2 protein-coding genes (1 of these 2 cut by a window edge) are annotated in these 17,184 nt (G+C 63.7%); both read left to right on the top strand.

What is annotated here, in order from left to right; all coding sequences use genetic code 11:
* The first annotated feature begins 73 nt into the window (after positions 1-73).
* A complete protein-coding gene (locus U6037_RS16870; protein ID WP_322843823.1) occupies positions 74-13,084 on the top strand; it encodes a non-ribosomal peptide synthetase in 13,011 nt (4,336 codons plus the stop codon).
* Positions 13,081-17,184, top strand: the beginning of a protein-coding gene (locus U6037_RS16865) for a non-ribosomal peptide synthase/polyketide synthase (protein WP_322843822.1). 13,740 nt of this gene lie beyond the right edge of the window; only the first 4,104 of its 17,844 coding nucleotides appear in the window; the start codon lies at positions 13,081-13,083; its stop codon lies off the right edge, out of view. The genes U6037_RS16870 and U6037_RS16865 overlap by 4 nt, the downstream gene beginning before the upstream one ends.

The raw sequence follows: 17,184 nt of genomic DNA, 5'->3' as shown, positions 1-17,184 counted from the left end.
TCCAAGCTGCGCGCCGTCTGCACGGACTCGCTGCTGCGCGCTCCTTTTTTCCGTATTTACAGCAGGTTACCTCATGCATTTCAGCGAACTGATGGCTGTTATTTCCACCCATGCGATCCGCCTTCAACAGGAAGATGAAGACCTGGTCATTCTGGGCAGCGACGACGCGCTGGACGACGCGTTGTGGGACAGCCTCTCGGCGCACAAGGCGCAACTGCTGGAACTGGTCGCCGAACACGGCGGTGACTGGTTGAGCCCGGCCTTTCGCATCACCCCGGACATGCTGCCGCTGGTGAAGCTGAAGCAGGATACTCTTGACCGCATCGTCGCCACGGTGCCGGGTGGCGCAGCCAATGTGCAGGACATTTATCCGCTGTCCGCCTTGCAGGAGGGCATGCTCTATCACCACCTCTCGGCGACTGCTGGCGACCCTTACATCTCGCAGGCGCGTTTCGTATTCGACAGCCCGCAACGGCTGGACGCCTTCGCCGATGCGCTGCGCTGGGTGGTCAAGCGCCACGATATCCTGCGCACCTCGTTCGTCTGGGAATGCCTCGATGAAGCCGTGCAAGTGGTCTGGCGCGAGGCGCCGCTGGTGTGTGAGGAAGTCAGCGTCGACAGTGGTACTGACGTGCTCACGCAACTGCTCGAACGCCATGACCCGCAGCACTTCCGCCTCGACATGCAACAAGCGCCGCTGCTGCGCATGGTCTATGCGCAGGACCCTGCGCAGGGCCGCGTGGTCGCGCTGTTGCTGTTTCATCACATGATCATGGATCACGTCGCGCTGGATGTGCTGCGCCGGGAAATCCAGGCCTGTCTGCTCGGGCAGACTGCGCAGGTGCCAGCGGCGGTGCCGTATCGTGATCACTTGGCCAAGGCCCGCAGCGCGGGCAACGAGCAGGCGCAGGAAGCATTTTTCCGCGGGATGCTCGCCGATATCGACGAGCCGACACTCCCGTGTGGTTTGCAGGATGTGCAGGGTGACGGCCACGCCATCGAGGAGTCTTCGTTGATGCTCGACAGCCGCTTGAGCCGGCAGTTGCGCGAGCAGGCGCGGCAGTTGGGCGTGAGTGTCGCGAGCCTGACGCACCTGGCGCTGGCACGTGTTTTGGGGCAATTGTCCGGGCGCACGGCGGTGGTGTTCGGCACCGTGCTGCTGGGGAGGATGGACGCGGGCGAAGGCGGCGAGCAAGCGCTGGGGATGTTCATCAACACCTTGCCGCTGCGCGTTGATGTCGGCGAGCAAAGCGTGCGTGCCGGCGTGCGGGCGACCCATCAGCGCCTGACCGCGCTGCTGGCCCACGAGCAGGCTTCGCTGGCGTTGGCGCAACGCTGCAGTGCCGTTACGGTGCCGACGCCGCTGTTCAGCGCGATCCTCAACTACCGGCACAGCAGCGTCGAAGAAGTCGCGGACGTGGTCGACATTGCCCCCGGTGTGCAGGTGCTCGGCGCGCGCGAGCGCACCAATTATCCGTTGACCATCAACATCGATGACCTCGGCGCAGACTTGCGCATCACCGCGCTGGCGGATGCAGCGCTGGGTGCCGAGCGCGTGGCCGCGTACCTCAATACGGCGCTGGAGAGTCTGCTCGCGGCGCTGCAAACCAGCACCGATGTGCCGCTGCAAACCCTGCGCATCCTCCCGGCCAGCGAACGTGAACACCTGCTGCGCGGCGTCAATTTGCCGCTGGCGCCGTTCCCCGAAACCCCGATGATCCACCAGCAATTCGAAGCCCAAGCGCAGGCTCGACCTGACGCCACGGCGTTGATTTTCGAGGGGCAGACGCTCAGCTACGGCGAGCTCAACCGCCGCGCCAATCAGGTCGCCCATCATCTGCTGGCCCTCAACATCCGCCCCGATGACCGCGTCGCCATCTGCGTCGAGCGTGGCCCGCAGATGATCATTGGCCTGCTCGGCGTGCTCAAGGCTGGCGCCGGCTACGTGCCGATCGATCCGGCCTATCCGCTCGACAGAATCAGCTTCACCTTGCAGGACAGCGCCCCGGTGGCGGTGCTGATGCAAGCGGCAACGCGTGATCGCTTGGCTGATCTCGACGTGCCGAAAATTGACCTCGACAGCGGCCACCTCAAGGCCGAACTCGACAGCAATCCGCAGATTCCCGAACTGACCCCAGCGCATCTGGCCTATGTCATCTACACCTCCGGCTCCACCGGTTTGCCCAAAGGCGTGATGGTCGAGCACCGCAACGTGACGCGGCTGTTTTCTGCTACCCATGACTGGTTCCAGTTCAATCAGCAGGACACCTGGGCGCTGTTCCATTCCTTCGCGTTCGACTTCTCGGTGTGGGAGATCTGGGGTGCGCTGGCCTTCGGCGGGCAATTGCTGCTGGTCCCGCAAGCCGTCAGCCGCTCGCCGGACGACTGCTATGCATTGCTCTGCCAAAGCGGCGTCACCGTGCTCAACCAGACGCCAAGCGCATTCCGTCAACTGGTCGCCGCGCAGGGCAGCAGTCAGCTTCAACACTCGTTGCGTGAAGTGATTTTCGGCGGCGAAGCGCTGGAGCCGGGGCTGCTCAAACCGTGGTACGCGCGGGTCGGCAATGCCGGAACGCGGCTGGTCAACATGTACGGCATCACTGAAACCACCGTGCACGTCACGTATCGACCGCTGCAAGCTGCCGACGCGCAATTGCTTGGCGTCAGCCCGATAGGCGTGCGCATTCCCGACCTGCAACTGTATGTCCTCGATGCGCAGCGCGAGCCGGTTCCGGTTGGCGTGATCGGCGAGTTGTACGTCGGCGGCGCCGGCGTGGCGCGCGGTTATCTGAATCGCGAAGCGCTCACGGCCGAACGTTTTATCAATGATCCGTTTGGCGAAAATGCCGATGCGCGTTTGTATAAAACCGGTGACCTCGCGCGCTGGGCCGCCGATGGCAGCCTCGAATACCTGGGCCGCAACGACGATCAAGTGAAGATTCGCGGTTTCCGCATCGAACTGGGCGAGATCGAAGCGCGCCTTTGCGCTTGCGCAGGGGTGCGTGAAGCCGTGGTGATTGCTCGCGAAGACAGCCCCGGTGATCAGCGTCTGGTTGCCTACTGGCTGGCCGACGCAGACGCGGCGCCGGATGTGGCGCAATTACGTGATCATCTGCTGGCGGTGTTGGCTGATTACATGGTGCCGAGCGCCTTCGTGCGCCTGGAGGCCTTCCCGCTGACCACCAACGGCAAGCTCGACCGCAAAGCCTTGCCAGCCCCAGACAGCGATGCATTCGCCCGACGGGGTTTTGAAGCACCGGTCGGTGCCGTGGAAAACCTGATTGCCGAACTCTGGCAAACCTTGCTCGGTGTCGAGCAGGTGGGCCGCCACGACAATTTCTTCGAACTCGGTGGTCATTCGTTACTGGCGGTGAAGCTGATCGAACGCATGCGCCAACAGGATCTGCACTGTGACGTTCGCGTGCTGTTCGGTCAGCCTAGTGTGGCAGCGCTGGCGGCGACTCTGAGCAGCGAACGCGTCATCGTCGTTCCCGACAACCAGATCGAACCGGGTTGCACGCGCATTACTCCGGCGATGCTGCCGCTGGCCAATCTCGATCAAACCGCAATCGATCGTGTCGTTGCAACGGTGCCGGGCGGCATCGCCAATGTGCAGGACATCTATGGGCTGGCGCCGTTGCAGGCGGGGATTCTCTATCACCACTTGGCAACCAGCGCTGGTGACCCGTATGTGTTGCAGGCGCAATTTTCCTTCGACGGTCTGGCACAGATCAAAGACTTCGTCCGTGCCTTGAATGGCGTGATCAAGCGCCATGACATTCTGCGCACCGGCATCGTTTGGGAGGGGCTCGAAGACGCCGTACAAGTGGTCTGGCGTGAAGCGCCACTGGCGCTGGAACGCGTCGATGCCGATGAACTTGACGGCGACGTGCTGGAGCAGATGCAGGCGCGGTTCGATCCACGCCACTATCGCCTCGACCTCAATCGCGCGCCGCTGATGCGCTTTGTCTACACCGAAGATCAGCCAAACCAGCGCTGGGTCGGCATTCTCCTGCTGCACCATATCGTCCTCGATCACACTGCACTGGAAGTGCTGATCACGGAAATGAACGACGTCATGCTCGGCCACAGCAGCGACCTGCCGCCGCCGGTGCAGTACCGCCACTTTGTCGCGCAGGCGCGGCTCGGCGCCGATGATCAGGCGCATGAAGCGTTCTTCCGCGAGATGCTTGGCGATATCGACGAGCCGACCGTGGCCTTCGGTTTGCAGGACGTGCACGGTGACGGCAGCGCCATCCTCGACAGCCAATCAGAGCTGGACGCAGGCCTCGGTCAACGTCTGCGCGAGCAGGCGCGGCGGCTGGGTGTCAGCGTCGCGAGTCTGGTGCATCAGGCCTGGGCTCAGGTGTTGGCGCAGGTGTCCGGCCAGCAAGACGTGGTGTTCGGCACGGTATTGCTCGGCCGCATGCAGGGCGGTGAGGGCGCGGATCGTGCCTTGGGCATGTTCATCAACACCTTGCCATTGCGTATCAGCGTCGCTGCCGACTCGGCAGAGAACGGCGTGCGGGGCACCCATGCGCGCCTGGCGCAGTTGCTCGGCCATGAGCAAGCCTCGCTGGCACTGGCCCAGCGTTGCAGCGGTGTCGCCGGTTCGCAGACGCTGTTCAGCACTTTGCTCAACTACCGCCACAGTGCGCCGGAGGCAGCCGCTGTGATGTGGGATGGTGTGCAGATTCTCAGCTCCCGCGAGCGCAGTAATTATCCGTTAGTGGTCAGCGTTGACGACCTCGGCGAAGGTTTCCGCCTGAACGTGCAAGCCGTGCCGCAGGTGGACGGTGTGCGGGTCTGCGATTTCTTGCAAACCGCGTTGCACAGCCTGGTCACGGCGCTGGAATTCACGCCGCAGGCGCCGTTGCAACAGCTGTCGATCGTGTCGCCGGGCGAGCGGCAACGGGTGCTGGTCGGCTTCAATATCAGCGGTCGGGAATACCCGCCGGCGCAGACCGTGCCGCGTCTGTTCGAAGCGCAAGCGGCGGCGCATCCCGAAGCGCTGGCGGTGGTGCAGGGCGAGCAACAGCTCAGCTACCGCGAACTGAATCAGCGCGCCAACCGTCTTGCCCATCACTTGATCGGCCTCGGCGTGCAAACCGATGACCGAGTCGCGCTGTGCCTGCGTCGCGGCCCGGACATGCTGGTTGCGTTGTTGGCGATTCTCAAGGCCGGCGCCGGTTATGTGCCGATCGATGCGGATTATCCGGCAGAGCGCATCGCCTACCTGTTGCAGGACAGCGACCCGATTGCGGTACTGGCGCAGACGTCGACGCGCGACCTGCTCGGCGTTGTGCCGGTGGTTGATCTGGACGCCAGCGACTGGCGCCACCTGCCTGACAGCAACCCGCAACGGCCGGGCCTGACCCCGGCAAATCTGGCCTACGTGATCTACACCTCCGGCTCCACCGGGCAGCCGAAAGGCGTGATGGTCGAGCACCGCACCCTGGAAAACCTCGTGCACTGGCACGCCGAAGCCTTCGCTCTACACGCCGGCAGCCACACCGCCAGCGTTGCCGGTTGCGGTTTCGATGCCATGGCCTGGGAAGTCTGGCCGGCGTTGTGCGTCGGCGCGACCGTGCATCTGCCTCCGCCATCGATCAACAATGAACACCTCGATGAACTGCTGGAATGGTGGCGCGCGCAGCCGTTGCAGGTGAGTTTTCTGCCGACCCCGGTCGCCGAATACGCATTCAGTCGCGAATTGGGCCATCCGACTCTGCGCACGCTGTTGATCGGCGGCGACAAGTTGCGCCAGTTCCCGCGTGACCAGACGTTCGATGTGATCAATAACTACGGCCCGACCGAAGCCACGGTGGTGGCGACTTCCGGGCGCATCGAACCCGGGCCGATTTTGCACATCGGCCGGCCAATCGCCAATGCGCGGATTTATCTGCTGGATCGTCAGCAGCAGCCAGTGCCGACCGGTGTGCAAGGCGAGTTGTATGTCGGTGGCGCCGGGGTTGCGCGCGGTTATCTGAATCGCCCGGAACTGACCGCTACACAGTTCCTCGACGACCCATTCAGTGACGAGCCGCACGCGCGGATGTATCGCACCGGCGACCTCGCGCGCTGGCTGGACGACGGCAATATCGAATACCTCGGGCGCAACGACGATCAGGTGAAACTGCGCGGTGTGCGTATTGAATTGGGCGAAATCGAAGCGGCACTGAGTACGCATTACGCGGTTCGCGAATGCGTGGTGCTGGTGCGCGAAGGGCGTCTGGTTGCGTGGTTCACTGACATCGAGCAGGTCGAAATCGGCGACTTGCACCGCCATCTGCAAGCGCGACTGCCGGACACTTTGATGCCGGCTGCCTACGTGCGACTGGACAGTCTGCCGCTCACGGCCCACGGCAAACTCGATCGCAAGGCCTTGCCCGAGCCGGATCAGGACGCGTGGCTCAGTCGTGAATACGAAGCGCCACAAGGCGCGGTCGAAATGACGCTGGCGCAGATCTGGGCCGACGTTCTGGGCATCGAGAAGATTGGCCGCCACGACAACTTCTTCGAACTCGGCGGCCATTCGCTGTTGGCGGTGAGCCTGATCGAACGCATGCGCCAGGCCGGTCTGAGTGCCGATGTGCGGGTGCTGTTCAATCAGCCGAGCCTCGCGGCGCTGGCGCGTGCCTTGGGCAGTGGCCGGGAAATCGATGTGCCGGCCAATCTGATTGCGGCCGATTGCACGCACATCACCCCCGACATGCTGACCCTGACCACGCTGGATCAGGCCAGCATCGAGCGCATCGTCGCGACGGTGCCGGGCGGTGCGGCCAACGTGCAGGATATCTATCCGCTGGCACCGTTGCAGGAAGGCATTCTCTATCACCATTTGAGTGCCGAGCAGGGCGATCCGTATCTGCTGCAATCGCGTCTGGCTTTCGACAGCCTCGAACGTTTGCAGACCTTCGCCGCGCACTTGCAGCAGGTCATCGCCCGTCACGACATTCTGCGCACCAGCGTGGTCTGGGAAGGTTTGCCGAGCCCGCATCAGGTGGTCTGGCGCGAGGCGCAGATGGTCGTGCAGCAAGTGCTGCTGGATGTTCGGGACGGCGACGTTCTGCAACAGCTGCACGCGCGCTTCGATGCCCGGCATTTCCGTCTCGACCTGAACCAGGCACCGCTGATCCGCATGGTCTACGCCGAGGATCCGTTGCAGCAGCAAGTGGTCGCGATCGTGCTGTTCCATCACTCGATTCTCGACCACACCGCCATGGACGTGATCGGCCGGGAAATGCACGCGTTGATGTTCGATCAGCTCGACACGCTGACGCCGCCGATGCCGTACCGCAATTACGTAGCGCAGGCACGCCTCGGCGCCGATGCGCAGGAACACGAAGCATTCTTCCGCGAGATGCTCGGTGATATCGACGAGCCGACCTTGCCCTTCGGTCTGCAGGATGTGCAGGGCGACGGACGTGGTATCGAAGAAGCGCTGCAAGCGGTCGATGCGACGCTCAATCTGCGCCTGCGTGAACAGGCGCGGCAGTTGGGCGTCAGCCCGGCGAGCCTGATGCACATGGCTTGGGCGCAGGTGCTGGGCGTGGTCTCCGGGCGCCGCGACGTGGTCTTCGGCACGGTGTTGATGGGGCGCATGCAGGGCGGTGAGGGTGCCGACCGCACGCTGGGCGTGTTCATCAATACCTTGCCGCTGCGGGTTGATCTCGCGGAAGGCGTGCGTGCCGGGGTGAAAACCACCCATGCGCGGCTGACGGCGCTGCTCGGCCATGAACATGCGTCGCTGGCGCTGGCCCAGCGCTGCAGTGCCATGACCGGTTCTGCACCGCTGTTCAGCGCGCTGCTCAACTATCGACACAGCGCCGCCGAACAACAGCCGCGCGACGGCCAGGGCATCTGGCAGGGCGTGCGCATGCTCGGTGGCGAGGAGCGCAGCAATTATCCTCTGACCTTGTCGGTGGATGATCTGGGCGAAGGCTTTGCCCTCGACGTGCTGGCAGTCGCCGAGATTGGTGCGCAACGTATCTGCAGTTACATGCACACCGCACTGGAACATCTGGTGACGGCACTGGAGGAGGCACCGCAACGTCCGCTGAACCGTTTGCCGGTGCTTTCGGTGGCGGAATACGAGCATTTGCTGGTCGGTTTCAACCAACAAGGCGCGGCCTACCCGCGTGGCGCGACGATTCAGCGCTTGGTCGAGGCGCAGGCCGAGCAACAGCCGGATGCACTGGCCGTGGTTCAAGGCGCGCAGCAACTGACTTACGTTGAACTCAATCAGCGCGCCAATCGACTGGCCCATCACTTGCTCGGGCTCGGCGTGCAGCCCGATGACCGCATCGCCGTGTGCCTGAGCCGCGGCCCGGACATGCTCGTCGCGTTGCTGGCGATCCTCAAGGCCGGCGCCGGTTATGTGCCGGTCGACCCGGCGTACCCGGCGGAACGCATCGCTTATCTGCTGCAGGACAGCGCGCCGATGGCGGTACTGGCGCAGGCTGCGACGGCTGATTTGCTCGGCGCTGTGCCGTTGATTGATCTGGACCATCCCACTTGGCAGCACTTGTCCGAGAGCAATCCGCAATTACCGACGCTGACCCCGGCGCATCTGGCCTACGTGATCTACACCTCCGGCTCCACCGGCCAGCCGAAGGGCGTGATGGTCGAGCACGCGACGCTGGAAAACCTTGTGCACTGGCACTGCGAGGCCTTCGACCTGCGCGCCGGCAGCCACACGTCGAGTGTCGCCGGGTTCGGTTTCGATGCGATGGCGTGGGAAGTCTGGCCGGCGTTGTGTGTCGGCGCGACCCTGCATCTACCACCGCAATCGGTGAGCAACGAGCACCTCGACGAGTTGCTGGAATGGTGGCGCGCGCAGCCGTTGCAGGTGAGTTTCCTGCCGACGCCGGTCGCCGAATATGCGTTCAGTCGCGACCTCGGCCACCCGACCTTGCGCACGCTGTTGATCGGTGGCGACAAACTGCGCCAGTTCCCCCGCGAGCAGACCTTCGCGGTGATCAATAACTATGGCCCGACCGAAGCCACGGTGGTTGCCACCTCCGGCGCGGTCGAGGCCGGGCAGGTGCTGCATATCGGCCGGCCAATGGCCAACGCGAAGATTTACCTGCTTGACGACCAGCAGCGGCCCGTCCCGGTCGGCGTCGCTGGTGAGTTGTATGTCGGCGGCGCCGGTGTGGCGCGCGGGTATCTGCATCGCCCCGAGCTGACTGCCGAACGCTTCCTCGACGACCCGTTCAGCGACGAACCGCAGGCGCGCATGTACCGCACCGGCGACCTCGCGCGCTGGCTGGCTGACGGCACAATCGAATATCTTGGACGCAACGATGATCAGGTCAAACTGCGCGGCGTGCGCATCGAGCTGGGGGAAATTGAAGCGGCGTTGAGTCGTCACGCGGCCGTGCAGGATTGCGTGGTGCTGGTGCGCGACGGCCAGTTGCTGGCGTGGTTCACCGAACGCCTGAACGTCGACATCGAGGATTTGCGCAGTCATCTGCAAGCGCAGTTGCCGCAAGCGCTGGTGCCCGCCGCTTACGTGCGCCTGCCAGCACTGCCGCTGACCGCCAACGGCAAACTCGACCGCAAGGCGTTGCCGGAGCCGGATCAAACGGCGTGGCTGAGCCGCGAATATGCCGCGCCGCAAGGTTCGGTGGAAATCGCGCTGGCGCAGATCTGGTCTGACGTCTTGAACGTTGAACAGGTCGGGCGCCACGACAACTTCTTTGAACTGGGCGGGCATTCATTGCTGGCGGTGACGCTCATCGAACGCATGCGTCAGGTCGATCTGAGCACCGATGTGCGTGTGCTGTTCAGCCAACCGACCTTGGCCGCACTGGCTGCGGCGGTAGGCAGCGGTCGCGAGGTCGAGGTGCCGGCCAATCTGATTGCAGCCGACTGCACGCACATCACCCCGGACATGCTGCCATTGGTGCAACTGGATCAGGCCAGCATCGAGCGCATCGTCGCCACGGTGCCGGGTGGCGCCGCCAACGTGCAGGACATTTATCCGCTGGCACCGTTGCAGGAAGGGATTCTGTATCACCACCTTAGCGCCGCGCAGGGCGATCCATACCTGCTGCAATCGTGTCTAGCGTTCGACACTATCGAGCGTTTCCAGGCGTTCGCGGCGGCGCTGCGCCAGGTCATGACCCGCCACGACATCCTGCGTACTGCGATTGCCTGGCAAGGCCTTGCGGCGCCGGTGCAAGTGGTCTGGCGTCAGGCCGAGCTGCCGGTTCAAGCCGTGGCGCTGGAGCCTGCGCAGGGTGAAGCCATCGATCAGTTGCGTGCACGCTTTGATGCGCGGCATTGCCGTCTGGAGCTTGATCAGGCACCGCTGTTGCGCTTGGTGTATGCCCTCGACCCGGACAATCAGCGCGTGGTTGCCATGCTGCTGTTCCATCACATCGCCATGGACCACACCGCGTTGGCGGTGGTCAGCGCAGAAATGCAGGCGATTCTGCGCGGCGATGAGCGATTGCCGGCGCCCGCAGTGCCATATCGCAATTATGTCGCGCAAACCCGCCTTGGCGTCAGCGAACAAGAGCACGAAGCGTTCTTCCGCGAAATGCTCGGCGACATCGACGAACCGACGCTGCCGTTCGGCTTGCAGGATGTGCACGGCGACGGCAATGACATCGAGGAAGTCTGTCGGCCGCTGCCTGCCGTGGTGGCGCAGGGTCTGCGCAGTCAGGCGCGCTTGCTCGGCGTCAGCGTTGCCAGCCTGTTCCATCTCGCCTGGGCACGGGTGCTGGCGGCAACGTCCGGTCAGGAGCGGGTGGTGTTCGGCACGGTGCTGCTTGGCCGCATGCAGGGCGGCGCGGGTGCGGATCGCGGGCTGGGCATGTTCATCAACACCTTGCCATTGCGCGTGGATGTCGACGAAACCAACGTGCGCGCCGGGGTCAAGGCGACCCATGCGCGGCTCAGTGCACTGTTGGCCCACGAACATGCTTCGCTGGCGCTGGCCCAGCGTTGCAGCGGTATCGCGGCACCGTCGCCACTGTTCAGCGCGATGCTCAATTACCGGCATAGCGACAGTGAAGCTCAGCAAAATACCAAGCGTGAGGCCTGGCAAGGCATCGAATCGCTGGCCGGCGAGGAGCGCACCAATTACCCGTTGACCCTCAACGTCGACGATCTGGGCAGCGGCTTCGAACTGACGGTGATGACCCCGGCGCGCATCGGCGCGGCACGCGTCGGCCAGTTCATGCAGAACGCGCTGCGTGCACTGGTTGAAGCACTGGAACCAACACCCCTGCAACCGTTGAACCGCTTGACGGTGTTGCCGGAGGAGGAGCGGCAGGCGTTGCTGTTCGGCCTCAACGACACCAACGTTGATTACGATTTGCAGCAGACGTTGCACGGCATGTTCGAAGCGCAGGTACGGCGTACGCCACAGGCTGTGGCCGTCGTCATCGGTGAACAGGCATTGAGCTACGCGCAGTTGAACGAGCGCGCCAATCGCTTGGCCGGGCACTTGATTAGCCTCGGTGTGCAAGTGGATTCGCGGGTGGCGATCTGCGTCGAACGCAGCCTGGCAATGGTCATCGGCCTGCTGGCGATCAACAAGGCCGGCGCCGGTTATGTGCCGCTCGACCCGGCCTATCCGCCGGAGCGTCTCGCCTACATGCTTGAGGACAGCGCGCCGGCCGTGGTGCTGGTGCACGGGGCGACCCGCGAGCTGCTGGGGGATATTAAGGCGGTCGATCTCGACCACAACACCTGGCAATCCTTGTCCGCCGACAATCCGCAAATCCCGGCGCTGAAACCCCAGCACAGCGCTTACGTGATCTACACCTCGGGCTCGACCGGCCAGCCGAAAGGCGTGGTCAACGAACATGCCGGGGTGGTCAACCGTCTGCTGTGGATGCAGGACGCTTATCAGTTGACCGCGGCCGATTCAGTGTTGCAGAAAACCCCGTTCAGCTTCGACGTGTCGGTGTGGGAGTTCTTCTGGCCGCTGATGACCGGCGCGCGACTGGTCATGGCGCAGCCCGGCGGGCACAAGGACCCGCAGTATCTGAGCGAGGTGATCGAGCGTGAAAACATCACCACGCTGCACTTTGTGCCGTCGATGCTCGATGTGTTCCTCGCTAACAGCGACACCACACGCTGCGACAGCGTGCGTCGGGTGATGTGCAGCGGTGAAGCGTTGCCGGGCAGTCTGGTGCGACGTTTCAAACTTCAGTTAACAGGTAGCGAGTTGCATAACCTCTACGGCCCGACTGAAGCCGCCGTCGATGTCACCGCGTGGAACTGCGCCGGGCCTGTCGAGCAGACCCCGGACAACACGCCGATCGGCAAACCGATCGCCAACACCCGCCTGTACATTCTCGATGCGCAGCAGCAACCGGTGCCGCAAGGCGTGATCGGCGAGTTGTACATCGCCGGTGTGCAGGTCGCGCGCGGTTATCTGAACCGACCTGAGCTGAGTGCCGAGCGCTTCCTCGACGATCCGTTCCAGGCCAACGGGCGGATGTATCGCACCGGTGACGTCGCCCGCTATCTGGTGGATGGCAACATCGAATACCTGGGGCGCAACGATGATCAGGTGAAGATTCGCGGTCTGCGTATTGAACTGGGCGAAATTCAGGCGCGGCTTGCCCGGATTGACGGTGTGCAGGAGGCCGTGGTGGTCGCCCGTGAAGAAGTGCCCGGCGACAAACGCCTGGTCGCTTATTACACCGGTGAACGGCTGGAAATCGACCTGCTGCGCAGCCATTTGCTCGAGCACTTGCCGGACTACATGGTGCCCGCCGTGTTCGTCCATCTCGACGCTTTGCCGCTGAGCCCCAACGGCAAACTCGACCGCAAGGCCTTGCCGGCGCCGGATCAGCAATCGCTGAAAACCCGCGAATACGAAGCCCCGGTCGGCGAAGTCGAAATCACCCTCGCACGGCTCTGGGCCGAGCTGCTCAACGTCGAGCGGGTAGGGCGCCACGACCATTTCTTTGAGTTGGGTGGTCACTCATTACTGGCGGTCAGTCTGATCGGCCGGTTGCGTCAGGAAGGCATGGAAGCCGATGTCAGGGCGTTGTTCGAACAACCGACCCTGGCCGGTTACGCCGCAATTACCGAAAGAATGGAGATCGTCCTGTGAAGGTGCTCGAACTGTTGGCCACATTGAAGGCTAAAGACATCCAACTGGCGGTCACCGATGATCAGCTGCGGGTGAACGGCAACAAACAGGCCTTGAGCGATCCGGCACTGCTGGCCGCGCTGCGTGAACACAAACCGGCACTGATCGAACTGATCAAGGCCGGGCAATACTCGGCCAGCCGCGTCGGCCAGATCGACGTCCCGGCCAACGGCATTCTTTCCGGCAGCACGCACATCACGCCAGCGATGGTGACCCTGGCCGAAGTGGATCAGCCGACCCTCGACCGCTTGATCGCCGAGGTACCCGGCGGCGCCGCCAATGTGCAGGACATCTACCCACTGGCGCCGTTGCAGGAAGGCATTCTCTATCACCATGCGAGCAACGAGCAGGGCGATCCCTACGTCATGCAATCGTACTTCGCGTTCAACAGCCGTGAGCGTCTGCAGGATTTCGCCCAGGCGTTGCAAAAGGTTATTGATCGCCACGATATCCTGCGCACAGCGGTGCATTGGGAGGGGCTGGACGTGCCGCTGCAAGTGGTCTGGCGTCAGGCACAGCTGCCGATGGAAGAGGTCGTGCTGGCAGACGGCGAAAGTGATGCGCTGCAGCAACTGCACGAACGTTTCGATGCACGGCATTTCCGACTGGACGTCCGGTGTGCGCCGATGATGCGTCTGGCCTACGCGTGGGACGAGGACGGTCAGCGCGTGGTCGCGACGTTGTTGTTCCATCACATGGCCCTGGACCACTCGGCGCTCGACGTGGTGCGTCACGAACTGCTCGCCTGCCTCACCGGCGACGATCAATCGCTTGGGCGCCCGGTGCCGTTTCGCAATTACGTGGCGCAGGCGCGGCTGGGCATCAGCGAAGCCGAACACGAGGGTTTTTTCCGCGAGATGCTCGCTGACATTGCCGAGCCGACGCTACCGTACGGTTTGCAGGACGTGCAGGGTGACGGCCTCGGCATCGGCGAGCTGAGCCAGCCGATCAACCCGTTGCTCGGCCAGCGTTTGCGCGCGCAGGCGCGGCAACTCGGCGTGAGTGCCGCGAGCCTGTTTCATCTGGGCTGGGCACAGGTGCTGGCAGTGCTCACCGGCAAACAAAACGTGGTGTTCGGTACGGTGCTGATGGGCCGTATGCAAGGCGCCGAAGCCACCGAACGGGCGCTGGGGATGTTCATCAACACCTTGCCGCTGCGGGTCGATGTCGATGCGCAGGGCGTGCGTGCGGCGGTGGAGGCGACGCACAAACGCCTGACCACGCTGATGCGCCACGAACACGCGCCACTGGCACTGGCCCAGCGTTGCAGCGGCGTGGTCGCGCCGACGCCGTTGTTCAGTGCCTTGCTCAATTACCGTCACAGCCACACGGCGGCGACGGCCAGTGCCGAGACCCTGGCCGCGTGGGAGGGCATCAGCACCATCAGTTCCGAAGAACGCACCAACTATCCGCTGACCCTGAGCGTCGATGATTTCGGCGATGCGTTCAGCCTGACGTTGCTGGCCACCACCGAGGTCGATCCCCAGCGTATCTGCGATTACTTGCATTGCGCCCTGGAAAGTCTGGTGCTGGCACTGGAGCAGGCGCCCGATAGTGCGATCAACCAATTGCCGATTCTGCCGGCGGTCGAGCGTGAGCAGGTGCTGTTGGCGTTCAATGCCACTCACGCTGACTACCCGGCAACGTTGACCATTGCCCAACGTTTCGAAGCGCAAGTGGCGCAGCGGCCCGAAGCCGTGGCCGCGCAATACCTCGGTGAGCAACTGAGTTATGCCGAACTCAACCGGCATGCCAATGCCTTGGCCCATCATCTGATCGCACTGGGGGTCAAGCCCGATGATCGCGTCGCCATCGTCGCCCGCCGTGGCCTCGATACGCTGGTCGGGCTAGTGGCGATTCTCAAGGCGGGCGCCGGTTATGTACCGGTCGACCCGGCGCACCCGGCCGAGCGTCTGCATTACTTGCTCAGCGACAGCGGCCCCGTCGCTGTGCTGACCCAAAACACTCTGCGGAAGCGCTTGCCGGCGCTGGCGGTGCCGGTGATCGATCTCGACCCGCGCTCCTGGCCGCTGAGCGAGACCCTTGATCCGCACGTGTCGGGCCTGACCACCGCGCATCTGGCTTACGTGATCTACACCTCCGGTTCCACCGGCCTGCCCAAAGGCGTGATGGTCGAACACCACACCTTGTCGAATCTGGTCGATTGGCATTGCAGCGCGTTTGATCTGTGCGCCGGTCGCCACACCTCAAGCCTTGCCGGCTTCGGTTTCGACGCCATGGCCTGGGAGGTCTGGCCGGCGTTGTGCGCCGGCGCGACCCTGCACCTGGCACCGACGCAAGAAGGCACCGAGGACATCGATGCGCTGCTCGACTGGTGGCGCGCGCAGCCACTGGACGTGAGTTTTCTGCCGACGCCAGTGGCCGAATACGCCTTCAGCCAAAACCTCGAGCACCCGACGCTACGCACGCTGTTGATCGGTGGCGACCGCTTGCGTCAGTTCAGCCGCAACCAGCAATTCGATGTGATCAACAACTACGGTCCGACCGAAGCCACCGTGGTTGCGACCTCCGGGCGAATCGAGGCGGGCGACGCCTTGCACATCGGCAAACCGGTGACCAATGCCACGGTGTACCTGCTGGATGAACAGCAGCGTCCGGTGCCGATTGGTGTTATGGGCGAGTTGTACGTTGGCGGCGCCGGGGTCGCTCGCGGCTATTTGAACCGTGCCGACCTGAGCGCCGAACGCTTCCTCCAGGACCCGTTCAGCGCCTTGCCGAATGCACGCATGTATCGCACCGGCGATCTCGCACGCTGGCGTGCGGACGGCACGATCGAGTACCTGGGGCGTAACGACGATCAGGTGAAAATCCGCGGCGTGCGCATCGAACTCGGCGAAATCGAAACTCGCCTCAATCAGTTGCCCGGCATTCAGGAAGCCGTGTTGCTGGCCCGCGAAGATGAACCCGGCCAGCCGCGCCTGGTGGCGTATTTTACCGAGCAGAGTCAGGTTGAACCGCTGGCCGTAGCCGAGTTGCGCACGCACCTGTTGAGCCAGTTGCCGGAGTACATGGTGCCGGTGGCCTTCGTCAAACTCGACGCGCTGCCGTTGACCGCCAATGGCAAGGTCGACCGCAGGGCCCTGCCGAAACCTGAGCGTGCGGCGCTGTTCACCCGCGAATACGAGGCACCGCACAACGAACTGGAAAGCGCCTTGGCGCAGATCTGGGCGCAGGTGCTGCACGTCGAGCGAGTCGGGCGTCAGGACCATTTCTTCGAACTCGGCGGCCATTCGCTGTTGGCGATGCGCATGGTGTCCCAGGTTCGCCAGCGCCTTGGCGTGGAGTTGGCACTGGGCGATCTGTTTGCCAACGCCGAACTGGCAGCGGTTGCCGCGGCGGTGGCGCAGGCCGGGCGCAGCACGCAACCGGAGATTGTCGCGGTGGCCCGAGACGGCGCCTTGCCGCTGTCATTTGCTCAGCAACGCTTGTGGTTTCTCGCACAAATGGAAGGCGCCAACACCGCGTACAACATTCCTATCGGCCTGCGCCTGCGTGGGCAGCTGAATGAACCGGCCCTGCAACAAGCCTTGGCGCGCATCGTCGCGCGGCATGAAACCCTGCGCAGCCGTTTCGCCCAGTTCAATGACGAGGCGCAAGTGCTGATCGCGCCGATCGACAGCGGTCTGCTACTACGCGTTGAAGACCTGCGCCAGCACCCGCAAGCCGACGAGACCTTAGCGGCGTTGATTCAGGGCGAAGCATCGGGGCCGTTCGATTTACAGGATGATGCGCTGATTCGTGGCCGGTTGGTGCGCCTGGCCGACGATCATCATGTATTGCTGCTGACCCTGCACCACATCATCTCCGATGGCTGGTCGATGGGGGTTCTGACCCGTGAGCTGATGGCGTTGTATCAGGCGTTCAGCCATGGCCAGCCGGACCCGCTGCCGCCGCTGGCGCTGCAATACACCGATTACGCGGTGTGGCAGCGGCGCTGGCTCAGCGGTGAGGTGCTACAGCGTCAAAGTGAATACTGGCAACAGACCCTGGCCGGCGCTCCGGCACTGTTAACGCTGCCGACCGACCGCGTGCGCCCGGCG

The sequence above is a fragment of the Pseudomonas sp. B33.4 genome, from assembly GCF_034555375.1.
Classification (GTDB): domain Bacteria; phylum Pseudomonadota; class Gammaproteobacteria; order Pseudomonadales; family Pseudomonadaceae; genus Aquipseudomonas.
The sequence above is the reverse complement of the archived record's forward strand: the minus strand, read 5'-3'. Positions and strand labels throughout refer to the sequence as shown.

What these genes read in the sequence shown, in the direction of transcription:
- U6037_RS16870 (WP_322843823.1), top strand. Translation starts at nt 74, where the DNA reads ATGCATTTCAGCGAACTGATGGCTGTTATTTCCACCCATGCGATCCGC.